The sequence below is a fragment of the Rhizobium sp. 18065 genome, assembly GCF_902706095.1.
GTDB lineage: Bacteria > Pseudomonadota > Alphaproteobacteria > Rhizobiales > Rhizobiaceae > Allorhizobium.
This window is the reverse complement of record NZ_CACSJP010000006.1, coordinates 155,446-177,545: the sequence shown is the minus strand read 5'-3', so window position 1 is coordinate 177,545 and position 22,100 is coordinate 155,446. Positions and strand designations below refer to the sequence as shown.

The 22,100-nt window shown below is 61.1% G+C and carries 19 protein-coding genes, 1 tRNA gene and 1 pseudogene; 10 read left to right on the top strand and 11 right to left on the bottom strand.

The features are described from left to right. The first annotated feature begins 193 nt into the window (after positions 1-193). Positions 194-1,762, top strand: coding sequence for a LysM peptidoglycan-binding domain-containing M23 family metallopeptidase (locus tag GVK95_RS15870; protein WP_159951333.1), 1,569 nt, complete (start codon positions 194-196; stop codon positions 1,760-1,762). A 54-nt stretch (positions 1,763-1,816) separates the two neighbouring features. Here the strand turns inward: GVK95_RS15870 and GVK95_RS15865 are convergent, their stop codons facing one another. Next, positions 1,817-2,695 (bottom strand): ATP-binding protein, encoded by an 879-nt coding sequence (locus GVK95_RS15865; protein ID WP_159951331.1) that lies wholly within the window; start codon positions 2,693-2,695, stop codon positions 1,817-1,819. 209 nt (positions 2,696-2,904) lie between these two features. Between GVK95_RS15865 and yajC the strand changes: the two genes are divergently transcribed. From yajC to GVK95_RS15840, 5 genes are all read left to right on the top strand, one after another. Next, positions 2,905-3,252 carry a preprotein translocase subunit YajC gene (gene yajC / locus GVK95_RS15860; protein ID WP_159951329.1) on the top strand — a complete coding sequence of 116 codons (348 nt, stop codon included), beginning with the start codon at positions 2,905-2,907 and terminating at the stop codon, positions 3,250-3,252. A gap of 65 nt (positions 3,253-3,317) precedes the next feature. Beyond that, positions 3,318-5,879, top strand: coding sequence for a protein translocase subunit SecDF (gene secDF / locus GVK95_RS15855; protein ID WP_159951327.1), 2,562 nt, complete (start codon positions 3,318-3,320; stop codon positions 5,877-5,879). A 4-nt stretch (positions 5,880-5,883) separates the two neighbouring features. Next, the gene (locus tag GVK95_RS15850) at positions 5,884-6,282 is read left to right on the top strand and encodes an Mth938-like domain-containing protein (protein ID WP_159951325.1); all 399 of its coding nucleotides are present in this window, start codon (positions 5,884-5,886) and stop codon (positions 6,280-6,282) included. 17 nt (positions 6,283-6,299) lie between these two features. Next, positions 6,300-7,154, top strand: coding sequence for a phytoene/squalene synthase family protein (locus GVK95_RS15845; protein WP_159951323.1), 855 nt, complete (start codon positions 6,300-6,302; stop codon positions 7,152-7,154). 121 nt (positions 7,155-7,275) lie between these two features. Continuing rightward, positions 7,276-7,734: a hypothetical protein gene (locus GVK95_RS15840; RefSeq protein WP_159951321.1), complete on the top strand. Its 459-nt coding sequence runs from the start codon at positions 7,276-7,278 to the stop codon at positions 7,732-7,734. Positions 7,735-7,764: 30 nt separating this feature from the next. Here the strand turns inward: GVK95_RS15840 and trmFO are convergent, their stop codons facing one another. The 3 genes from trmFO to GVK95_RS15825 form a co-directional block, all read right to left on the bottom strand. After that, positions 7,765-9,174 carry a methylenetetrahydrofolate--tRNA-(uracil(54)-C(5))-methyltransferase (FADH(2)-oxidizing) TrmFO gene (gene trmFO / locus GVK95_RS15835; protein ID WP_159951319.1) on the bottom strand — a complete coding sequence of 470 codons (1,410 nt, stop codon included), beginning with the start codon at positions 9,172-9,174 and terminating at the stop codon, positions 7,765-7,767. A 198-nt stretch (positions 9,175-9,372) separates the two neighbouring features. Next, positions 9,373-9,516: a DUF1127 domain-containing protein gene (locus GVK95_RS15830; RefSeq protein ID WP_007606944.1), complete on the bottom strand. Its 144-nt coding sequence runs from the start codon at positions 9,514-9,516 to the stop codon at positions 9,373-9,375. A gap of 303 nt (positions 9,517-9,819) precedes the next feature. Continuing rightward, complete coding sequence (locus tag GVK95_RS15825) at positions 9,820-9,966, bottom strand: DUF1127 domain-containing protein (RefSeq protein WP_007606945.1); 147 nt, start codon at positions 9,964-9,966, stop codon at positions 9,820-9,822. 715 nt (positions 9,967-10,681) lie between these two features. On the opposite strand from GVK95_RS15825, the gene GVK95_RS15820 reads away from it, so the two are divergent. The 4 genes from GVK95_RS15820 (at position 10,682) to tig (ending at position 14,288) form a co-directional block, all read left to right on the top strand. Then, complete coding sequence (locus tag GVK95_RS15820) at positions 10,682-11,794, top strand: DUF2157 domain-containing protein (RefSeq protein ID WP_159951317.1); 1,113 nt, start codon at positions 10,682-10,684, stop codon at positions 11,792-11,794. After that, entirely contained in the window at positions 11,791-12,366 is a 576-nt protein-coding gene (locus tag GVK95_RS15815; protein ID WP_159951315.1) for a GDYXXLXY domain-containing protein, read from the top strand. Before GVK95_RS15820 ends, GVK95_RS15815 begins: the two co-directional genes overlap by 4 nt. 172 nt (positions 12,367-12,538) lie before the next feature. Next, a tRNA-Leu gene (locus tag GVK95_RS15810) sits at positions 12,539-12,623 on the top strand. 183 nt (positions 12,624-12,806) lie between these two features. Beyond that, complete coding sequence (gene tig, locus GVK95_RS15805; protein WP_159951313.1) at positions 12,807-14,288, top strand: trigger factor; 1,482 nt, start codon at positions 12,807-12,809, stop codon at positions 14,286-14,288. A gap of 223 nt (positions 14,289-14,511) precedes the next feature. On the opposite strand, the gene GVK95_RS15800 is transcribed toward tig, so the two are convergent. From GVK95_RS15800 to sfsA, 7 genes and pseudogenes are all read right to left on the bottom strand, one after another. Beyond that, positions 14,512-15,531 carry an LLM class flavin-dependent oxidoreductase gene (locus tag GVK95_RS15800; RefSeq protein WP_159951311.1) on the bottom strand — a complete coding sequence of 340 codons (1,020 nt, stop codon included), beginning with the start codon at positions 15,529-15,531 and terminating at the stop codon, positions 14,512-14,514. A gap of 119 nt (positions 15,532-15,650) precedes the next feature. Further along, positions 15,651-16,454: an endonuclease/exonuclease/phosphatase family protein gene (locus GVK95_RS15795; protein ID WP_159951309.1), complete on the bottom strand. Its 804-nt coding sequence runs from the start codon at positions 16,452-16,454 to the stop codon at positions 15,651-15,653. Positions 16,455-16,536: 82 nt separating this feature from the next. After that, positions 16,537-17,733: an MFS transporter gene (locus tag GVK95_RS15790; RefSeq protein ID WP_159951307.1), complete on the bottom strand. Its 1,197-nt coding sequence runs from the start codon at positions 17,731-17,733 to the stop codon at positions 16,537-16,539. A gap of 148 nt (positions 17,734-17,881) precedes the next feature. Continuing rightward, positions 17,882-19,306, bottom strand: coding sequence for a Si-specific NAD(P)(+) transhydrogenase (sthA, locus tag GVK95_RS15785; protein ID WP_159951305.1), 1,425 nt, complete (start codon positions 19,304-19,306; stop codon positions 17,882-17,884). A gap of 176 nt (positions 19,307-19,482) precedes the next feature. After that, a pseudogene (radC, locus tag GVK95_RS15780) lies at positions 19,483-20,241 on the bottom strand (DNA repair protein RadC); the annotation flags it as partial. Positions 20,242-20,485: 244 nt separating this feature from the next. Continuing rightward, complete coding sequence (gene map, locus GVK95_RS15775) at positions 20,486-21,310, bottom strand: type I methionyl aminopeptidase (RefSeq protein WP_159951303.1); 825 nt, start codon at positions 21,308-21,310, stop codon at positions 20,486-20,488. Between the two features lie 42 nt (positions 21,311-21,352). Then, positions 21,353-22,072 carry a DNA/RNA nuclease SfsA gene (gene sfsA, locus GVK95_RS15770; protein ID WP_159951301.1) on the bottom strand — a complete coding sequence of 240 codons (720 nt, stop codon included), beginning with the start codon at positions 22,070-22,072 and terminating at the stop codon, positions 21,353-21,355. Positions 22,073-22,100 lie beyond the last annotated feature (28 nt).

Sequence of the window (22,100 nt, the reverse complement as noted above, 5' to 3'; positions counted from 1 at the left end):
CGGCCGAGGTCCGCATCGCCTGCCTGGCAGCGGGTTTCGCACGGCTGCAGGCTTTTTCCCGCATGCCGATGATCAAGCGGTTACATGCGTAATGTCGAAATAGTTCACAACGATTCCGAGCGGTTAACCGGCCGGTAACACTAACGCGCTTTAATAAAACCCATAGTTCGTTGCGTCATATGTGGGTCGAGTCATGCGTAAAAGTGTATCGCCGAAAGCCGGATTGCCCTTCGCCCGTCTCTGCGGTGCCATTCTTCTGGCCAGTACCGCGGCAGGGTGCAGTTCCGATGCGACCCGTTTCAGTTCGCTGTTTTCTACGGACAATATCACCACTGCGTCGATCCCGCGCCAGCAGGCCAGGATGAACGGCCAGGCGCCGATGCCCGCCGAGAATATCGGCAGCGGCTCCGTCGCATCGCAGCCGACTTACAATTACAACCAGCAGCAGGCGATGGCGCAGCCCATGCCGGCCGCCAGCACTTATCAGCCGGCCTCGGCGCGCGCCGCCAGCACGCCGGTCGCCGTCCAGCGGACCGAACTCGCCGCACCGACGGGTGCCGCAGCGTCTGCCGGAAACGAACGCAACACCGCCCGTGCGGAAGCGCTGGCGCAGCCGTTCCCGAGCGCTCCGGCGCAGAATGGCAACGATACCGTGGCACTGGCTGCCCCTGCGAGGAGCCTTGCAGAGCCGGCGACAACAGGCACCACGCCGAAGACGTCCGGTTGGAGTGCGACCAATGGTGCGCGTGTCACCTTGAGACCGGGCGAAACCATTGCCACGCTTTCCGATCGCTACGGCGTGCCGCAGAAGGAAATCCTCAAGGTCAACGGCCTGTCGAAGTCCAGCGATGCCGCAAGCGGTCAGATGGTCATCATCCCGACCTTCGGCGGCGGCGCGAATGCAGCCCGTGCAGCCTCGGATTCATCCGCGGTTCCGCTCGATGGCAAGAAGCCGATCCTGCCCGACCAGCAGCAGAACGTTGCCGTACTGCCGACCTCGCTCAATTCGCGTGAAAAGCAGCAGACGGCTGCCGCCAGCGCCAATGGCAAGTCTCTTTCCGGTGCGGGCGAGGGCGATGCGCCCGGCAGCTACGTGGTGAAGCCGGGCGATTCACTGGCTCGTATTGCCAAGGCGACAGGTACGCCGGTTGAACAGCTGAAAAAGGCCAACGGCCTGACCACCGCCAATATCCGTATCGGCCAGACACTGAGGATACCGGCAAACGGCACAGGTATTGCCAAGGCGGCCCCGGCGACCGACCTGGTCAAGACGGCATCCGTCCCTGCCGCAAACCAACCGGCAGGCTACAAGGCGCCGACCGCGACCAAGTCAGTCAGCGAAGTCGCCTCCGTCGATACCGAATCGGCAGCACCGGAAGCAACTGGCATCGGCAAATATCGCTGGCCCGCCCGCGGTGCGGTCATTGCCGGCTTCGGCGCCAATGTCGATGGCAAGCGCAGCGACGGCATCTCGATCTCTGTCCCCACGGGTACCCCGGTCAAGGCGGCTGAAAATGGCGTGGTCATCTATGCCGGCAACGGCCTGAAGGAACTCGGCAATACGGTCCTCGTCCGCCACGACGACGGTACCGTCACCGTCTACGGCCATGCCGATGCCCTGAGTGTTCAGCGCGGCCAGAAGGTTCAGCGCGGCCAGACGATCGCCACGTCCGGCATGAGCGGCAACGTCAAGCGGCCGATGCTGCATTTCGAAGTGCGCAAGAACGCATCGCCGGTCAATCCGATGACTTTCCTGGAGTAGGTTTTGCGTACCAGGTAGCGAGAAAGGCCCGGGGGAACCCGGGCCTTTTTGCGTTCAGGCCTGCGGACGGTCGACCGAAATGCGCATCCGCCCGGCGAGATCCTGGATATATTGCCAGGCAACGCGGCCGGAGCGGCCACCGCGCGTCGTCGCCCATTCCAGCGCCTCGTGATGCAGTGCCTCCCTTTCGAGCGGCAGCTTGAAATAGTCGGCATAGCCATCGATCATGGTCAGATAGTCGTCCTGGCTGCATTTGTGGAAGCCGAGCCAGAGACCGAACCGATCCGACAACGAGACTTTTTCCTCGACCGCTTCCGAAGGGTTGATCGCCGTCGACTGCTCGTTTTCCATCATATGGCGCGGCAACAGGTGGCGTCGGTTCGAGGTCGCGTAGAACAGCACATTGTCCGGCCGGCCTTCGATGCCGCCATCGAGAGCCGCTTTCAGCGACTTGTAGGCGGTGTCGTCATGGTCGAACGACAGGTCGTCGCAGAACACGATGATCCGGTGCTCGGCGACTTTGAGAATATCCAGTAGACCGGGCAGGCTGGAAATATCCTCGCGATGCACCTCGACCAGTTTCAGCGAAACACCGCTCGTGTTGCGGATATCGGCATGCACGGCCTTGACCAGCGATGACTTGCCCATGCCGCGGGCACCCCAGAGCAGGACATTGTTGGCCGGAAAACCCTCGGCGAAGCGCAAGGTGTTGTCATGCAGGATGTCGCGCACATGATCGACGCCGCGGATCAGTTGCAGTTCGACGCGGTTGGGCCGAACCACAGGCTGGAGGTGATGACGCGCTGCATTCCAGACAAAACAGTCGGCGGCGCTCCAGTCGTTGACCACGGGCGGAGGACCTGCCAGTCGCTCGATGGCATCTGCCAGTCGTTTGACTTCACCCAGCAAAGCCCGCGTCGTGTCATCGCTCATCGCAACCTCCCTGCAATACGCATCCGTCCGGCCTCGATGGCCGCTTGTCTGCCGGGTATCATGGCGATTTTTCCACCGAAAGGGTAAGAGCCGGGAAAATGGTACGCAGGCGCGCTGTTTTTGTTGCATTCGCAGGCTTGGTCACTATATTCCGGCGACCTGAACGCGGGGGCCGTGAAGCCTGCCGCTTGTCTTCATAGGAGTTTTTCATGTTTATCACGCAGGCCTTTGCCCAGGGAACGACCGCAGCTCCGAGCGCGATGGGTTCCGGGTTCGAAATGCTGCTGCTGTTCGCACCGCTGATGGTGGTCTGGTATTTCTTCCTGATTCGCCCGCAGCGCGCCCAGTTGAAGAAGCGCCAGGAATCCCTGTCGGCCATTCGTCGTGGCGATCAGGTCGTTCTCGGCGGCGGTCTGGTCGGCAAGGTCACCAAGGTGATCGACGACACGGAACTCGAAGTTGAAATCGCCGACGGCGTCAAGGTTCGTGCCGTGCGCACTTACGTGGCCGAAGTCCGCGTCAAGGGCGAGCCGGTCAAGACAGACGCTGCCTCCTAATCATCGCCAGGCCGGCCTAGAGCCGGCCTTTGCGTTTTGTTCGACGCCTCATTTCTGAGAGTGCCATGCTATACGTTTCTCGCTGGAAGACAGTGTTTATCTGGCTGACCGTTCTGGTCAGCGTACTGTTGGCTTTGCCCAACGCCTTCAGCGATGAAGAATTGTCGGCTTTCCCCTCCTGGTTCCCGACCAACAAGGTAACCCTTGGTCTCGACCTTCAGGGCGGTTCGCATATCATGCTCAAGCTTGAGCGTGCGGACATCGTCAAGGAACGTCTGGAAACTGTGGTCGGCGATATCCGCGCGCAATTGCGCGACGCGAGCATTCGCTACACCGGCCTTTCCGGCGTCGGTCAGCAGGTCCAGGTCCGCATCACGGATGCAGACAAGGTCGAGGCCGCCGTGGAAGCGCTACGCACACTGACGGATCCTGTCAGCGCCGGTGGCCTGACAGGCGGATCGATTACCGAAGTGACGCTTGAGCAACAGGATGGCGGCCTTTTGCGGCTGAACCTGACAGATGCCGGTATCGACTACCGCGTGTCGTCGGCGCTGACCCAGTCGATGGAAGTGGTTCGCCGCCGTGTCGACGAGCTTGGCACGACCGAACCGCTGATCCAGCGCCAGGGTGACGATCGCATCATCGTCCAGGTTCCCGGCCTGACGGATCCGCAGCGCCTGAAGTCGCTGCTCAACCAGACCGCCAAGCTGTCCTTCCACATGGTCGATACCTCGATGCCGGTGACTGAGGCGATGAACAATCGTCCGCCACCGTCGTCTGAAATTCTCTATTCCACCGACGATCCGGCGGTTCCGTATCTGATCGAAAAGCGTGCTTTGGTTTCCGGCGAAAACCTCGTCGATTCCCAGGCGTCTTTCGATCAGCGTAGCAATGAACCGGTCGTCAGCTTCCGCTTCGACAGCCGCGGTGCTCAGCGTTTTGCCCAGGCAACCCAGCAGAATGTCGGCCGTCCGTTCGCGATCGTGCTCGACCAGCAGGTGATTTCGGCGCCGGTCATTCGCGAACCGATCCTTGGCGGCTCCGGCCAGATCTCCGGCAACTTCACCGTCGAAGGCGCAAACGATCTTGCCGTATTGCTGCGCGCCGGGGCGTTGCCAGCCACATTGACGGTGGTCGAAGAGCGCACGGTCGGCCCGGGTCTCGGCGCCGACTCGATCAACGCCGGCGTCGTCGCCAGTGGCATCGGCGCACTCTTCGTCGTCTTCTTCATGATCGCCTTCTACGGCTCCTGGGGTATCATGGCGAATATCGCCCTGGCCGCCAACGTGGCCATGATCCTGGCGGTACTCAGCCTGATCGGTTCGACGCTGACCTTGCCGGGGATTGCCGGTATCGTGCTCACCATGGGAATGGCGGTCGATTCCAACGTTCTGGTCTATGAACGCATCCGCGAAGAGGCGAAGGCCGGCCGACCCTTGCATCAGGCGATCGACACCGGCTTTACCAAGGCCTTTGCCACCATCGTCGACGCCAATCTGACGACGTTGATTGCAGCCGTGGTTCTGTTCTTCCTTGGATCCGGTCCGGTGCGCGGTTTTGCCGTGACGCTTGCGGTCGGTATCGTGACCACGGTCTTTACCGCCTTCACCATGACCCAGTGGCTGATGGCCATGTGGTTCCGCTGGAAGCGTCCGAAGCATATCCCGAAGGGGGTGCGCACCGGCATGTTCGACGCGCAGAACATTCGCTTCATGGCGGCCCGCAACTACACGTTCGCTCTGGCTGGTGCCATGGCGTTCATATCCCTGGCCGGTTTTGCAACGCTTGGCATGAACCTTGGCATCGATTTCAAGGGTGGCTCGATCATCGAGGCGAAGGCCCGCAGTGGCCCGGCCGACATTTCCGATATCCGCGAACGGCTGAGCCAGCTCAATCTTGGCGAGGTGCAGGCTCAGGGCTTTGGTGATGAGTCGAGTGTGCTCATCCGCTTGCAGGCGCAAGAGGGTGGCGAGAACGCGGAACAGTCCGCTCTGAGCAAGGTGCGTGGCGAGCTGGAGGAACAGTATGAATTCCGGCGCGTGGAAGTCGTTGGTCCTTCCGTGTCGAGCGACCTGACCTTCAGTGCCACGCTTGGCGTGGCCGTCTCGCTGCTCTTCATCCTGATCTATATCTGGTTCCGCTTCGAATGGCAGTTCGCCGTCGGCGCGATCATCGCGACCATGCATGACGTGATCCTGACGATCGGTCTGTTTGTCTTCCTTGGGCTGGAATTCAACCTGACCAGCATTGCCGCGATCCTGACGATCATCGGCTACTCGCTCAATGATACGGTTGTCGTCTATGACCGAATGCGCGAGAACCTGCGGCGCTACAAGAAGATGCCGCTCAATGTGTTGATCGACATCTCGATCAACCAGACGCTGTCGCGTACCGTGTTGACCGGCTCGACAACGATGCTGGCACTGCTTGCGCTTTATATGTTCGGCGGTGAGGTCATCTCGTCCTTCACGCTGGCAATGCTGTTCGGCGTGCTGATCGGAACCTTCTCGTCCGTCTACATCGCGGCACCGGTGCTGATTGCGTTCAAGCTGCGCCCGGAAAGCTTCCAGCAGGACGACGACAAGAGCGACAAACCTGCGAAGACAGCCGCCAAGGCGGGAGCCTGATCGAATGGTGTTCGGCTTTGGAGACAAGGGCATCGTCATCCGCGAGGCTCATTTCCCCGGCCGGGCGCCCATCGATGCCTATGGCAATGGCGGTTTCCGCTTCGCCGACATGTCGCATCGTGGATCGCTTCTGCTGCTGCCATCCGGCGTCTATGGCTGGGATGTCAATGAAGGCGACGAACTGACGCTTGCTGTCTTCGAGCGTGTGCTGGCAGAGACCGGCATCGAGTTTCTGCTGCTGGGCACGGGCAAACAGATGCGCCTGGTGGATCCGGATGTTCGCGCGGCGCTCAAGCAGCGCGGCATCGCCACCGATCCGATGGGAACCGGGGCCGCCGTGCGCACATACAATATCATGCTGGCCGAGCAGCGTCCGGTTGCCGCCGCGCTGGTTGCGGTCTGAACCGAGATAGGTGCGCCTTGAGCGAGACGAAACCGGCCAACGAGGCGCTGTGCCTTGCAGCATTGCGCGATTTCGATCGGGACCGCTATCTTGCAGCGTTGCTGACGCCGGCTGACCGCCGTGCAGCGGTCGCGGCACTTTATGCCTACAATGCCGAACTGGCGCGGGTCCGTGATCTCGTTCGCGAACCGCTTCCCGGCGAGGTGCGGCTGCAATACTGGCGCGATCTGCTGCAGGGTGTTGCCCATGGCGCTTCGGATGCCAATCCGGTCGCTGCGGAACTGTTGAAGGCCATGCAGGATCATCATCTTCCGGTCGGGCCGCTTGCCGCCATGGCCGATGCCCGAATCTTCGACCTCTATGACGATCCGATGGAATCGGTTGCCATGTTCGAGGGTTATGCCGGCGAGACGGCGGCATCCCTGATCCAGCTGGCCAGCCTGGTTCTCGATCCGGCGGCAGCCGCATCCGCAGCAGACACGGCCGGCCATGCGGGCGTTGCCCAGGCGGTTGCCGGCTGCCTCTTGCTTCTGCCGATCCATCGGGCACGCGGCCAGGTCTATCTGCCGCTCGAAATTCTGCGCGCCGTTGGCCTGGAAGGTCCGGATCTGCTCAAGGGCTCTGACAAGGTGCGGCTGTCGGCGGCGATCGAAGCCTTTGCCGGCCTTGGCCTCGATCATCTGCAAAAGGCCAGGCGTTCCGGCACGCCGCCTCGCTCAATTCTGCCGGCCTATCTACCGATGACACTGGCACAGCGGATCTTGCTGTCGGCGCGAAGCAGGGGGGCGGCAATCCTCGACCACGACATCCGCCCCCCGCAATGGCGCCGACAGTTGCGCATGATGGCGACGCTGGTCTCCGGGCGAATCTGACCTATCTTTCAGGTGAACTGTCCCGTGGACGGGCGCGGCCAGCCGGCAGGCGTCACGTTCACGCAAGGCTCGGTTGCTAGAACATCGATGATGATGCATTTGCCTCGACGGGAGACTTAAGGTGAGCGTGGTAACTTGGGCGGTCCTGTTGGGAATAGTGGTTGCTCTGGCATTCTATTCCACCCGTATGGCCAGGCATAAGGAAGAGGATGGCTTGCAGGACACCGGCCTGGCGATCCTCGAGTTCGGCCGCGCCTTCCCGCAGGAAGCCATTCGCAGCCTTCATGCGACGGCAGATGCCAAGGCCGTGTTTGTCCGCCTGCATGACAACAAGGCCGGTATCATGCGCACCTTGCGCAACCACTATGCTTGCCACCTCATCGAGCCTGGGACCGTGCGCGTCCGAAATCTGGCCAATGGCAAGGGCTTTGCGGTCGAGTTTCTCGATTCGCCGGCCCACAACGGCGAGTTCACCTTCGCTTCAGCGGCCGATGCTGCGGAAGTGTCGCTTTGGCTGCTGGGAAACTATGTCGGGCCGGCCGATCTCGATCCGGCCCCGAACGGGCTGCCGACCGTCTGATCGGCAGCCGCGCGATTCGAGCAGATCCGATTATGCGAGGCCGAGCCAGGCCTTGCAGTCGGCAAGTGCGCGTAGAGCGACTAGCTGCCGCTTCATCACCGTCTTCTCCTTGCCACGAAAGCGCTTGACGCCCTCCGGCTTGACGATCGAGCCGGGTTCCAGTTCGGGAAACAGACCGAAATTGATGTTCATCGGCTGGAACGACCGCTTGCCCGGTTCGTCATGCGAGACGAGATGGCCACCGGTGATGTGGTTGAGCAGCGAGCCGAGCGCCGTGGTTGCTGGCGGCAGGCTGATTTCTTCGCCCTTGCGTTCCGCTGCAGCGAAGCGTCCGGCCAAAAGGCCGATCGATGCACTCTCGACATAGCCTTCGCAACCGGTGATCTGGCCGGCAAAACGCAGGCCGGGACGGTTCCTCAGCTGCAAGGTCGGATCGAGCAATGTCGGGGAGTGGATGTAGGTATTGCGGTGCAAGCCACCGAGGCGGGCAAACTCGGCGTTTTCCAGACCCGGAATCATCCGGAAGATCTCCGCCTGAGCGCCGTATTTCAGCTTCGTCTGGAAACCGACCATATTGTAGAGGGTGCCCAGTGCATTGTCCTGGCGCAGTTGCACGACGGCATAGGCCTTGACGGTCGGATTGTGCTCGTTGGTCAGGCCCATCGGCTTCATCGGCCCATGCCTGAGCGTCTCGCGGCCGCGCTCGGCCATCACTTCGATCGGCAGGCAGCCGTCGAAATAGGGCGTGCCTTCCCATTCCTTGAAGCCGACCGCATCGCCGGCAATCAGGGCATCGAGGAAGGCATTGTACTGCGCTTGGTCCATCGGGCAGTTGATATAGTCTTTGCCCGTGCCGCCCGGTCCGACCTTGTCGTAGCGGGACTGATACCAGCAGATATCCATGTTGATGCTGTCGCGATGCACGATCGGCGCAATCGCGTCGAAGAAGGCGAGCGCATCCTCGCCTGTCTTGGCGCGGATCGCCTCTGCAAGGTCCGGGGAGGTGAGCGGGCCGGTGGCGATGATCGCCTGGTCCCAGTCCTCCGGCGGCAGGCCGGCGATTTCCTCGCGAACCACGGTGATCAGCGGATGCCGGTCGACCTCGGCGGTCACCGCTTCGGCAAATCCGTCGCGGTCGACGGCAAGCGCACCGCCGGCCGGCACCTGATGGCGATCGGCGCAGGCCATGATCAGCGATCCGGCAAGCCGCATCTCGGCATGGATGACGCCGACGGCATTGGCCGTCGCATCGTCGGAGCGGAACGAATTGGAGCAGACCAGCTCGGCCAGGCTGTCGGTCTTGTGCGCATCGGTGCCGCGCACGCCGCGCATTTCGTGCAGGATGACGGGAACGCCGGCTTGCGCTGCCTGCCAGGCCGCTTCCGAGCCGGCAAGACCGCCGCCGATGATGTGGATTGGGGAGAGAGTGCTGTGTGTCATGGGCGGCTCCATATCATGGCGCGGCTTGGCAGGTCCATGCTTTGCAACACATCCGGGGATCAAAACGCGCGAGAATCACCGTGCGTGCTCACTGGATGCACGACCAGACTCGCTGGCAGGCTGGAATCAAAAACGGCACCCAAGGTGCCGTCTGACAGTCGTCGCTTTGGCTGCCGCCTTAATAAGGCGGGCTTCCGATTAACGGAAGGAGCGCGAAGCGATATTGCGGATTTCGTAGCGAGTGATGCCGATGTCGCTGAGGGTCTGGTTCGACAGGTTGCCGAGTTCAGCGAGAGTGCGGCGATAGCTCATCCAGTTTTTTGCAATGCGAAGCGGGTTCATGGTCGTTTTCCTTGTGGGATCTTTGTTGCTGATCTTGCGGTTCGTTTCCGCCTCAGCGATTGACCGTCTTATACGCCCGTAGAATAAGATTGTGCAGTGCAAATTCTAGGCGACTGCTATGCATTTGTGCATGATGATGACGATATTAGCAGCAGAGTGCAGAAATTAGGCAGAAGCATTTCCGCCGTCTTGCCGTATGATTTCATTGCGAAAATAGGGCAGGACATAAACGCACAAGGCCTCCCGCAAGCGGGAGGCCTTGTGACCGATCAAATTGCCCGACGCCTGGGCGCCGTGACGGAATTAGCTGTTGACGGCGTGACGGGCGACGCGACGGATGTCTTCGCGGCCGATGCCGAGGTCACGCAGTTCGCGGTCCGACATGCGGCCGAGTTCGGTGATGGTCTGACGATACTTGCGCCAGTTGTTGAGCGAGCGAGCGATGTTCATGGCCTTGCCTCATGGGTTGGGCGCAACTGTCGGCGCCGTGTTCAAATTCGATGACCGGAATATATGCTGCATTGCGAAACGATTGAAGACATAAAGCCTCACACCACCCATGCGAAAATCGCATAACAGCACGGTTAATCGACTGTAAACTGATGCTTTTTGAGGCTGTTGCCTCCCAGAATGCGTTGCCGCAATGCCGGGCATGGCAGCACCGAAATTTGCCGCCTTGCGGGCAGGGTGCGCGGCGCGACATTGGCTTGCGGAATGCGGGGGAACGATATGGCCAAAACGAATAACGCTCACCGGGGGAGGATCCGGTGAGCGTCATTTTGACAGACCAACGACTGGGAGGAGGAGTGTCGCGGGTCATTCGATCCCGCATCGGGAGGAGGATAGTGCGGGGCCGAAGCAGGTTTGACCGTTTCCGGTCAGTCGGGGCTGGTGAAAACTGTTTTCGCCTGCCCTTTGTTGATTTTGAAGATACGCCCGATTCGCCGTTTTGTGCAGTGCAATATTATCATGGAAGCCATGCGCATTTCGCATGCATTCCGTGCCGTATTTGACCCGCCGAAAAGCCCTAAGCATTTGAGGGGATTTTATCTTTTTACCGAATGTCGCCGATCTTCGATTGAGTTTCGCGGCCGACCGTTCCAGACTTCGGACAAATCCTGTAATTTTGCCTCTATGAGGTGGCGGGATCTGAGGCGGGGGTTGGATGTATCGCGGTCATTTGAAACGGGACTTGCAGGAATGGACCCGCAAGGGGCTGATCGACGAGGCGACTGCCGGCCGCCTGCTCGCCGATGTCGATGCCAGGCGTTCGGCCTTCAGCGTCGGCACCGTGCTGGTCATGCTGGCGGCTGTGCTGATCGCCGCTTCCGTGCTGTTGCTGGTCGCGTCCAACTGGGAGGCGATCCCGCGCCTGACCAAGGTCATCGGTATTGTCGCCTTGATCTGGATCTTCCATCTGGTGGCGCTGTTTGCCCGGTCGCGGGATGCCGACAGACTGGCCGCTGCCTGCCTTGTGCTCGGGGCCGCCAGTTTCGGCGGCGCGATCTCCCTGATCGGCCAACTCTACCACCTGTCGGGGGACACATTCTCCGCCATGCTGCTGTGGTTTGTCGTCACCGCCGGCTCCGCGGCACTCTTCCGTTCAGGCGCGCTGACGGTGATGGCCGGCATCCTGTCCTTTGTTGTCTTCTGGACGGTCATCATCGATCGATTCGACTATGACTTCCGTTGGCATGAACTGGCCTCGTACTGGCCCCCGGCCGCAGCCGCTGTTCTGGCGGCGCTGACGATCTGGACCCGGACCGATCCGGCCAAGCATTTTGCCTATCTGCTGCTGCTGTGCTGGTGCGTCTGGTTTTATGTGCTCGGCGATGATCTGCTTTGGGCGACGCTGATGACCGGGGTGGGGAGCGTGGTATTCTTTGCTTTTGCGCTGCCGGCATCGCCTTTGTCGCGTCTGCGGACAAAGCTCGGCGCCTCCGTCACGTTTTATCCGCTGCTGCTCGCCTTCATCGGTCTCGCCTATTGGCATGGCAATGCCGTCAATGGCCAGACGATGGTGATCCTCGGCGTCCTGATAATCGCGCTTTGCCTGGCAGCGCTGGCGCTGGAAGGGCGGGACAATGGCGCGGTTCGTTTCCTCGCCTACATCGTCTTTGCGTTCGAGGTCCTCTATCTGTCCTATGAGACGATCGACAGCATTCTCGGAACCTCGGCCTTCTTCCTGCTCGCCGGTCTTGTTGTTGCCGTGCTTGCCTTTCTCGTCATCCGCCTTGAGAAACATTTCGGAAGACGTTCGACGGAGGTGCAGCCATGATCGCAACCAGACGCTTCGCTCTTGCGGCACTCGCCGTCTGCCTCGGACAGACGGCGATCCTCGGTTACATGGTCGAAAGCCGGGCCAGCATTCTGCGTTATGGCACAGAAATCCTGTTGAAGACGGCCCCCGTCGACCCGCGCGATCTGCTGCGCGGCGACTACGTCATCCTCAGCTACGATATCTCGACGATTTCCACGGCGCTTGTCACCGGCGACAGGCCCGTCGGCGATGAGAAGATGCCGCTGCAAGTGCGGCTGAAGCCAGGCTCTGACGGTTTCTGGACCGTGGCGGAGGCCTCTTTCGAGCCACTGCTGGCGATGGACGGTAGCGTGATCCTGCATCCCTTGCCCCTGCGCGCCTATGATGTGCCAAGCGGCACCGATGGCACCATCTGGGTCAATTACGGCATCGAGAGCTATTATGTGCCGGAAGGCGAGGGGCGCCCGATCGAGGATGGTCGCAACACCGGTCGCGTCACCGTCGCCGTGCGTGTCTCCGAAAGCGGCCAGCCACAGATTCGCGCCCTGATGCTCGATGGTGCTCCGCTTTATCAGGAACCGCTCTACTGATTGCCATCAAGCTTTGCGCCAAACCCGGTACCCGGCCGATGCCAACGCCGGGAATGCTGGCATTGTTTGGCCGGGGACGGGTGTCATTTTTCCTTTGCGTGGCGGAAAACGGGTGATATAGAGACGCGCGCTCCGGAGGGGCCATGCGCTCACGCAGCATGCGCTTTTGGACGCGGGTATGGTGAAATTGGTAGACACGCCAGATTTAGGTTCTGGTGCCGCAAGGCGTGGGAGTTCAAGTCTCTCTACCCGCACCAGCTTAGCCGCGCGGGATTGATGTGAGAGGCAGCCTTTGCTGATCCCGTCTGTCCGGCGCCGTTTTGCTTGGCATATGTTTGACGTTAGCGACGCAGCCACGTCCGGGAAAAGAAATTCCGGCGTCGTGCTCAGTGAAACCACCGGCTGTCCGAGCACGGCCGCCACGACATGAAGGTAAGAACATGCAGATTATCGAAACGCTCGCTGAAGGGCTGAAGCGCGAAATCAAGGTCATCATCCCGGCCAAGGATATGGAACAGCAGATGAACGAACGCCTGGCTGATGCCAAGGGCAAGGTTCGCATCAACGGCTTCCGTCCGGGCAAGGTTCCGACCGCGCATCTGAAGAAGATGTACGGCAAGTCGATCATGGCTGAACTCGTCAACGAGATCATCCGCGACCGTCCGAGCGCAATCCTGTCGGAGCGCGGCGAAAAGTCGGCGACCCAGCCGGAAATCGTCATGACCGAGGACGAAGCCGAAGCCGAGAAGATCCTGTCCGCACAGGCCGATCTCGAATTCACGCTCTCCTACGAAATCATCCCGCCGATTGAACTGAAGTCGGTCGACGGTATCAAGATCGTGCGCGAAGTGGTTGAAGTCTCGGAAGACGAGATCAACGAGCAGATCCTCAAGATCGCTGAAAACGCCCGCACGTTCGAGACCAAGAAGGGCAAGGCCGCTGATGGCGACCGCGTCACCATGGACTATCTCGGCAAGGTCGATGGCGTTGCCTTCGACGGCGGCAAGGACGAAGACGCAGAACTGGTCATCGGTTCGAACCGCTTCATCCCGGGCTTCGAAGCCCAGCTCGTCGGCCTCAAGGCTGGCGACGAGAAGGTCATCAACGTCACGTTCCCGGCTGAATATCCGGCTGCTGACCTGGCAGGCAAGGACGCAACCTTCGACATCACCGTCAAGGAAGTTGCAGGCCCGGCCGCTCTGGAAATCAACGATGAACTGGCCACCAAGCTTGGCGTCGAATCGGTCGACAAGCTGAAGGAAGTCGTTCGCGGCCAGATCGAAAGCCAGTACGGCAACGTCACCCGCCAGAAGGTCAAGCGTCAGATCCTCGACCAGCTCGACGCGCTCTACAAGTTCGACGCTCCGTCGAAGCTGATCGACGCCGAGTTCGACAACATCTGGCGCCAGATCAACACCGACCTCGCACAGTCGGGCAAGACCTTTGCTGACGAAGACACGACCGAAGAAGCAGCCCGCGACGAATATCGCGCGCTGGCCGAACGTCGCGTTCGCCTCGGCCTCGTTCTCTCCGAAATCGGCGAAAAGGCCGGCATCGAAGTGACCGACGAGGAAATGCAGCGTTCGCTGTTTGCCCAGCTGCAGCAGTTCCCGGGCCAGGAGAAGCAGATCCTCGACTTCTTCCGCAACACGCCTGGCGCATCGGCTTCGCTGCGCGCGCCGATCTTCGAAGAGAAGGTCATCGACAAGCTGCTCGCCGAAGTGAACGTCACGGACAAGTCCGTGTCGAAGGAAGAGCTGATGGCTGACGACGAGACTGAAGACGGCGACAAGCCGGCCAAGAAGACCGCCGCCAAGAAAAAGGCTGCTGCCAAGGCTGACGACGCTGCCGAAGGCGAAGAAGCCGCTCCAAAGAAGAAGGCAGCCCCGAAGAAGAAGGCTGCTGAAGGCGACGCCGAATAATCTTCGGCATCCTTTCAAGAAAATTGCAAAGGCCGTCCGTCAGGACGGCCTTTTTGCTTGTCTGGGATTGGAAAACGACGTGGGAACGTGTGCTGGGGGAATGCGCGCTGGAAATGGTTTGTCGATCGTCCGGACGGTGCAGATCACACGGCGCAGAAATGCTGCTATTGGCGGATTATAGACAGCGCGTTACCGAACGCGCTGCCTTTTCATTGTCGACCTATCAGCGCCAGCCGAGGCCCGGCGCGACATGGGTGAGGATCGACTGGAGAACGTGGGCGTTGTAGTCGACGCCGAGCTGGTTCGGGACGGTCAGCAACAGGGTGTCGGCTTCGGCAATCGCCTCGTCTCTCTTCAGTTCCTCGATCAACTTGTCCGGCTCCGCTGCATAGGACCGGCCAAAGATCGCCCGGGTGTTCTCGTCGATATAGCCGATCGAATCCTGGTCCTTGTTCTGGCCGAAATAGGCGCGGTCCATGTCATTGACGATGGCGAAGATCGAACGGCTGACGGAAACGCGCGGCGTGCGTGTGTGGCCGGCTTCCCTCCAGGCCTCGCGATAGGCGCGGATCTGCTTGGCCTGCTGGATATGGAACGGCTCTCCCGTTTCGTCGTCCTTCAGTGTCGAGCTTTGCAGGTTCATGCCGAGCTTTGCGGCCCAGATGGCGGTGGCATTCGAGCCGGCACCCCACCAGATGCGATTGCGCAAACCTTCCGAATGCGGCTCCAGTCGCAGCAGGCCCGGCGGATTGGCAAACATCGGCCGCGGATTGGGCTTGGCAAAACCTTCGCCCTTCAGCACGTCGAGGAAGACCTCGGCATGGCGGCGACCCATGTCTGCATCGCTCTGGCCTTCTTCCGGCTGGTAGCCGAAATAGCGCCAGCCCTCGATCACCTGCTCCGGCGAGCCACGGCTGATGCCGAGCTGCAGGCGTCCACGCGAGATCAGGTCGGCGGAACCGGCATCTTCCGCCATGTAGAGCGGGTTTTCATAGCGCATGTCGATGACGCCCGTATCGATCTCGATCGTCGAGGTCCGCGCGCCGACGGCGGCCAGCAGCGGGAAGGGCGAGGCAAGCTGGCGGGCGAAGTGGTGGACGCGGAAATAGGCGCCGTCGACACCCAGTTCCTCTGCCGCGACCGCAAGGTCGATCGATTGCAGCAGCGTGTCCTGGGCCGAACGCGTGCCCGATTGCGGCGAAGGCGACCAGTGGCCGAAGGAGAGAAAACCAATGTTCTTCATGATGATATGCTTTCGTGATGACGATTGAACCCTAGATGGCATCAAGCAGCCACGTCTCATAGGGGCAACGCGGTGACAGACTGTTTCTGATCCAGAAACAGGGCGGCCTTCCGCTGCATTCAGGCGATATCAAGGATGAGAGGGCGGTGATCCGAGACCTCCGGCTCTGCGACGACCTCGAATGTGTTCACGCGAACATTCGGCGTGACCAGCATGTAATCGGCAAAGCGGCCGTCTTTCCGGTAGTGCGATGTGCGTGTGTCGGAAAACCCACGACCGGTCACCAGGTCGCTGAGGCCGAGCTGGCCCAGTGCTGCAAAGGTCGCGCTGTCGGGCAGCACATTGAAATCACCGCAGACCACCAGCGGTTCACCTGTGTGCCAGATACGCTTGATCAGGCAAATCAGTGCCTCGATCTGGCGCTCGCGCGCCGGCGTGTCTTGCTTGCCGGCGGGGTCACGCAGGCCGTGCAGTTGGACGACGGCAATCGGCGCGCCGGTGTGATGGTCGAAGATCCTGATGCCATGCGCATTGCGCGGCCGCGGATGGGCGCCGAAGCCGTTGGCTGAGAAGCTGCCGTGAATGAAATCGAGCGCCTGGCCGATGATTGGAATATCCTTGCGCACGAAGGTCGCGATGCCGAATTCCTGCCAGCAAGGTTCGTCGCCATCCTCAAGCATGCCTCTGGCCGTCGGGCAGAAGATCCCGTCATGGGCCGGCAGAACTGCAGCGATCTCGTCAAACAGATGCGCGCGCTGTTGCAGTTCGACCGATCCGTCACGATAGGTCAGCCAGTCGTTCCGCGCGCCAGGTGCGCGTGCGACTTCCTGCAGGCAGAGAACGTCGGCGTCGATGTTCGCCAGATAGCGCATCAGCGGCTCATGGAGCATTCCGCCCCAGATATTGAGGGAAGCGATCTTCATTGTATCCAGCAGCGTGGCCAAGGGGCGTTGCCGGCAGGATAGTTGCACCATTGCAGCACTTCAAGCGCGCCGGAACCGTCTATCATCCTCGCCGTCGCTCGACGAAAAGCAGCATCGACACACCGGCTGCGGCGAGCGCGACACCGAGCAGGCTTGTTCCCGAATAGCCGAGGAAATGCGAGCCGAGGGCGAAGGCCGCGGCGTTCAGGCCGTTTCCGAGGAAGGAGTTGATCGGCATGAAGGCGGTGCCGAGACCAGGGCGTCCGGGAAACAGATCCTGGAAATAGTTGAGTGGCAGGGCCAGCAGCGCGGCGGCAAAGGCAGCACCCGGCACAGCGAGTACATAGATGTGCCAGGGCGCTGTCGCGAAACTCAACGCCACCATGTAGCCGCCATAGGCGAGAGCCGCCGTCACGATGATGCCGATAATGCTGTAGCGTTTCAGCAAGCCTGCCCATATCAGCATGAAGGGGATCTCGACCAGCGCCGTCATGCCGGCAATCAGCCCGACATCGGCGGTCTTGCCGCCGAGCTGCAGGGTGAGGATCAGCGGCCAGATGGTTCCGCTCAGGCGCAGGGTCGACGTGATTGACGCGATCGAGATCAACCGGATCAGCATGTCTGGCGCTGCCAGTTCGCGCAGCGCACCGAAAAAGCCAGGCGCTGAGGTGTCGCGGACAGGCCGGGATGGTGGCGACTTGAGGGCAAGGGTCGCGCATAGGAGGATGAACAGGCAGAAGAGCGAGGCAAGCCCCCAGGCACCCAGCATGCTGCCGGATGCCCCAAGCGCCAGCCCCAGGCCGGCCGGCGTCACCACCCAGGCAGCCGAGATGACGGCGCGCAAGGTCGCATTGACCGAAGCGGCATCCACCGGTTCGAGCTCGCCCGTCTCCAGCCGAGCGCAGGCAAATAGCAGGGAACTGGTGGCGTAGAAGAAAGGGATGACGAGCGAGGTCGCGCCGAGGAAGACGGGCGCCGATGGATAAAGATAAATGGCGCCATAGCCGAGTACGCCCAGGGCCGACATAGCGATCAGCATGTGTCGCCGGTCACCCAGCATGTCCGACAGGATGCCAAGCGAGACGCTGATGATGACGGCCGAGATCGAGGAGACGAACACCAGCAGCGAATAGGCCTGGTTGCTCATGCCGAGCGTGCCGATTGCGGTCACCGAAAGATAGGGTATCGTCGCCCCGAATGCAGACCCCTGGGCGAAGATCATCAGGGACAGGACGAGCAATTGCGGGCGGCCGGCAATCTGGCCGAAGGATGAAGGCATGAAATTGGCTTTGTGCTGATGAAGGCGGAAACACCCACAAGATGTGGGTGTTTGAAACACTACCATCGCATGAGTCGCAACGGCCGTCAGCCCGTCGCGGGGGGTCGTGACACGGACGCAGGGCTTTTCACACCGCGCCGTGTCAATCCTATTCGGCAGCCTTGCGCTCGACCTTCTCCACCTTCAGTTCGCCCATGCGGTTCCAGGCATCCAGGCCGGCGATCTTGTAGGCTTCGGCGAGCGTCGGGTAGTTGAATGTATTCTCGACGAAATACTCGACCGTGCCTTTGAGGTTGAGAACGGCCTGGCCGATATGCACCAGTTCGGTCGCACCTTCGCCGACGATATGCACGCCGAGCAGACGGCGGGTCTTCAGCGAGAAGATCATCTTCAGCATGCCGCTGTCGAGGCCCATGATGTGGCCGCGCGAGGTTTCGCGGAAATGGGCGATGCCGCATTCGTAGGGAATGTTGCGCTGGATCACTTCCTCTTCGGTCAGGCCGCAGGTGGAAATTTCCGGCACGGCATAGATGCCATAGGGGAAGAACTGCGGCGGCTCGTGCGAAGGCGCGCCGACGGCATGGCGCGCGGCAATGCGGCCCTGTTCCATCGACGTCGAGGCAAGGCTCGGGAAACCGACCACGTCGCCGGCGGCATAGATGTTGGGAACGGCGGTCTGGAAGGTTTCGGGATTGACCTTCAACCGGCCGCGATTGTCGGCCTCGAGACCGCAGGCCGCAAGGTTCAGTGTGTCGGTGGCGCCAACGCGTCCTGCGGCAAACAGCACCATCTCGGCCATCAGCACGCGGCCGTTTTTCAGCGTCACACGGCATTTGCCGTCGATCTTTTCGACCGTCTCGACCGTCTGGCCGAAGATCAGCTTCATATTGCGGTCGCGCAGCTGGTAGGTGAAGTCCTCGACGATTTCCTTGTCGATGAAGTCGAGCATGGTGTCGCGCGGCTCGACCACGGTGACGGCGGTATCCAGCGCCGAGAAGATCGTTGCATATTCGATGCCGATGACACCGGCGCCAATCACCACCATCGAGCGCGGCAGTTCCTTGATTTCCAGGATATCGTCGCTGTCGAGAATGCTGACGTCATCGAAGGGCACATGCGAGGGGCGGAAAGGTCTTGTGCCGACGGCGAGCAGCACGGATTTGGTCTGCACCCGCAGGATCTCGCCATCTTCCTTGGCAATCTCGATGGTGTGGGCATCGACGAATGTCGCCGTGCCGCGCATCTGCTGCACGCGGTTGCGGGCGAACTGGTGCTCCAGCACCTCGACTTCGTGGTCCAGCGTGATCAGCAGGCGGCGGCGAAGGTCGTCGGCATTGATCTCCTGCTTGACCCGGTAGCTGCGGCCATAGAAGCCGCGCTCGCGCCAGCCGGTCAGGTTCAGCGCGGTTTCGCGCAGCGTCTTTGAAGGAATGGTACCGGTATGCACGGAAACGCCGCCGACGCGGGTTCCCTTTTCGATCACCAGAACCTTCTTCTCCAGCTTGGCTGCCTGGATGGCGGCGCGGCGCCCGGCCGGGCCGCTGCCGATGACGACAAAGTCGTATTGGTTCATGATATTCGTCCCTGATTCGCGTGTCGGGATATTGCACTGCAATGTGTCCCATAGTGAAACTAGCAGGGCAATCTAACCGTTTCGTTATCGCTAATGATTTGTGTCTGTCGACGACGGAAATTTGCGTGCGCGCGGCAGTTTTGCATCGCCTGCCGTCCGCTGGGAACGGTTCACAGTCAGATCAGGCGCAGTCCCTTGAGGCTCGCATGGCCGTCCTTGCCGATGATGATGTGGTCATGGACGGTGATGCCGAGCGGCTTGGCCGTATCGACGATCGTGCGTGTCATGTCGATATCGGCGCGTGATGGGGTTGGGTCGCCGCTCGGATGGTTATGGACAAGAATAATCGCTGTGGCCGAAAGTTCAAGCGCGCGCTTGACCACTTCGCGCGGATAGACCGGCGTATGGTCGACAGTTCCACGTCCCTGGATTTCGTCGGCGATCAGCACATTGCGCTTGTCGAGGAACAGGATACGGAACTGTTCGGTGGTTTCATAGGCCATGGCGGCGTGGCAGTAGTCGATCACCGACGACCAGGACGACAGGACCTGCTTGCCGCGCAATTCGCTTTTCAGCATGCGCTGCGCGACGCTGGCGATCAGCTTGAGGTCCAGCGCCACCGTCTCACCGACACCCTTGACCTCCTGCAGCAGGGCCGGTGGTGCGCCGAACACGCCCGCCAATGTGCCGAACCGCGCAATCAGCGCTTTAGCGATCGGCTTGGTATCTCGGCGCGGGATCAGCCGGAACAGCAGCAGTTCAAGGATCTCGTAGTCGGCCAATGCGGTTTCGCCACCCTCGCGAAACCGCGCCCGCAGCCGGTCGCGGTGTCCATGATAGTGCGCATCGGCGGCCTGCGGGCTGTTGTCCACGGCGGGTGACGGTTTCAGCCGGTCGGCACGGGGCGTCTGTTCGGCAAAGAAGTGGCGTTCGTCGTGGTCAGATTTTTCGGAAAAATCCTGACCCAGATCGACAACGGTGTCGCCGAACAGGGAGCCGTTTTCGGAACGCGGGAGCTTCGCCATCGTCAAACCCTTGCATGGACCATCATAGTCACGCGGCGAGGGCGAGCATGCAGTCTTGATCACCGTCGCAGGGATATAGTGACATCCCTGCTGTATCGCGCAAGATGCTACCGCATAGTTCTGCGTCGATTGGTTGCAGGCTTGTGCGCGACGATCAAGAGAGGCCGGGGCGATCGAGGCCGGCAGGCGACAGCGTGAAAATTTCGCAGCCGGTCGCCGTCACGCCGACGGCGTGTTCGTACTGTGCAGTCAGCGAGCGATCGCGCGTTACGGCAGTCCAGCCATCGGACAGGACTTTCACATGCGGCTTACCGAGATTGATCATCGGCTCGATGGTGAAGATCATGCCTTCACGCAGTTCCGGGCCTTCGTCCGCGCGGCCGTAATGCAGGATGTTCGGGCTGTCGTGGAACAGACGGCCGACGCCATGGCCGCAGAAATCGCGCACCACCGTGCAGCGTTCCGCTTCGGCATAGGTCTGGATCGCCTCACCGATCGCACCGGTGCGGGCACCGGGACGCACGGCGGCAATGCCGCGCATCAGGCATTCATAGGTCACTTCCATCAGCCGTTCCGCCGCCCGCTTGATCTGGCCGACCGGATACATCCGGCTGGAATCGCCATGCCAGCCGTCCAGGAGATAGGTGACGTCGATATTGACGATATCGCCTTCGCGCAGCGGCTTGTCGTCGGGCATGCCGTGACAGACCACATGGTTGATCGAAGTGCAGACGGAATATTTGTAGCCGCGATAGTTCAGCGTCGCGGGCAGGGCGCCATTATCCATGCCGAACTCGAAGACGAAGCGATCGATCGCATTGGTCGTGACGCCCGGATTGATCATCGGCACGAGCGCATCAAGGCATCGGGCGGTCAACTGGCTGGCACGGCGCATGCCGTCGAAGTCTTCCGCGCTATAGAGGCGGATTGCGCCGGTATTCTTGAGCGGTGCCGATGCCGCGTCGATATAGGTGACCATTGAGCCGCTTCCGGATCCCTGTGAATGACAGTGTTTTCCCGTTCATAAAGCAGCAGGGCCCGACAAGTCTATCGGGATCAGCCGCACGGGGGCGATTTTGCCAGGCGTGATGTCGCAGGCGAGCGCATAGGCCTCGACGCCGCGGGCGGTTGCCCGGACAAAGGCGCGGCCATAGGCGGGGTCGAGATCGGCGCAGATGCGGAAGCGGCTGCAGTCGCTTCGCTGGATCAGGAACAGCATCGCCGCCCGCCTGCCGGTCTCGACCAGATTGCCCATTTCTTCCAGATGTTTGGCGCCACGTGTCGTCACGCTATCGGGAAACTCCGCCAGGCCTGCCTCGCGGATGAAATGCACATTCTTCACCTCGACATGCACGCTGCCTTTGGCTGCGTCCTCGAGCAGGATGTCGATGCGCGAATTGCGACCGTAGCGCTGCTCGCGTTTCAATGTGGAAAAACCGTCAAGCGGCGGAACCAGGCCCGTGCGGATCGCTTCTTCGGCCAGACGGTTGGGCAGGGCGGTGTTGACGCCGACCACCGTTCCGTCTGCTTCCACCAGTTCCATCGCATGGCGATACTTGCGCTTCGGCGCATCGTGGACCGAGAGCCAGATCTGCGAGCCGGGGTCCGTCAGTCCGCGCATCGAGCCGGTATTCGGGCAAAATCCGGTGATCTCGTCGCCACTGTCCAGCACGGCATCGAACAGGAAGCGCTTGTAGCGGCGGATCAACCGGGCAGGGATCAAGGGCGGATCGAAGATCAACGGCGGGTCCTGACCGTGCAGTAAGCGG

Excerpts from the sequence above, each read along its gene's own strand:
- GVK95_RS15795 (WP_159951309.1), bottom strand. The coding sequence starts at position 16,454 with ATGAAGATCGCTTCCCTCAATATCTGGGGCGGAATGCTCCATGAGCCG.
- GVK95_RS15790 (WP_159951307.1), bottom strand. The coding sequence starts at position 17,733 with ATGCCTTCATCCTTCGGCCAGATTGCCGGCCGCCCGCAATTGCTCGTC.
- GVK95_RS15825 (WP_007606945.1), bottom strand. The coding sequence starts at position 9,966 with ATGAACATCGCTCGCTCGCTCAACAACTGGCGCAAGTATCGTCAGACC.
- GVK95_RS15850 (WP_159951325.1), top strand. The coding sequence starts at position 5,884 with ATGGTGTTCGGCTTTGGAGACAAGGGCATCGTCATCCGCGAGGCTCAT.
- GVK95_RS15820 (WP_159951317.1), top strand. The coding sequence starts at position 10,682 with ATGTATCGCGGTCATTTGAAACGGGACTTGCAGGAATGGACCCGCAAG.
- tig (WP_159951313.1), top strand. The coding sequence starts at position 12,807 with ATGCAGATTATCGAAACGCTCGCTGAAGGGCTGAAGCGCGAAATCAAG.
- map (WP_159951303.1), bottom strand. The coding sequence starts at position 21,310 with ATGGTCACCTATATCGACGCGGCATCGGCACCGCTCAAGAATACCGGC.
- trmFO (WP_159951319.1), bottom strand. The coding sequence starts at position 9,174 with ATGACACACAGCACTCTCTCCCCAATCCACATCATCGGCGGCGGTCTT.
- secDF (WP_159951327.1), top strand. The coding sequence starts at position 3,318 with ATGCTATACGTTTCTCGCTGGAAGACAGTGTTTATCTGGCTGACCGTT.
- yajC (WP_159951329.1), top strand. The coding sequence starts at position 2,905 with ATGTTTATCACGCAGGCCTTTGCCCAGGGAACGACCGCAGCTCCGAGC.
- sthA (WP_159951305.1), bottom strand. The coding sequence starts at position 19,306 with ATGAACCAATACGACTTTGTCGTCATCGGCAGCGGCCCGGCCGGGCGC.
- GVK95_RS15870 (WP_159951333.1), top strand. The coding sequence starts at position 194 with ATGCGTAAAAGTGTATCGCCGAAAGCCGGATTGCCCTTCGCCCGTCTC.
- GVK95_RS15815 (WP_159951315.1), top strand. The coding sequence starts at position 11,791 with ATGATCGCAACCAGACGCTTCGCTCTTGCGGCACTCGCCGTCTGCCTC.
- GVK95_RS15865 (WP_159951331.1), bottom strand. The coding sequence starts at position 2,695 with ATGAGCGATGACACGACGCGGGCTTTGCTGGGTGAAGTCAAACGACTG.
- GVK95_RS15830 (WP_007606944.1), bottom strand. The coding sequence starts at position 9,516 with ATGAACCCGCTTCGCATTGCAAAAAACTGGATGAGCTATCGCCGCACT.
- GVK95_RS15800 (WP_159951311.1), bottom strand. The coding sequence starts at position 15,531 with ATGAAGAACATTGGTTTTCTCTCCTTCGGCCACTGGTCGCCTTCGCCG.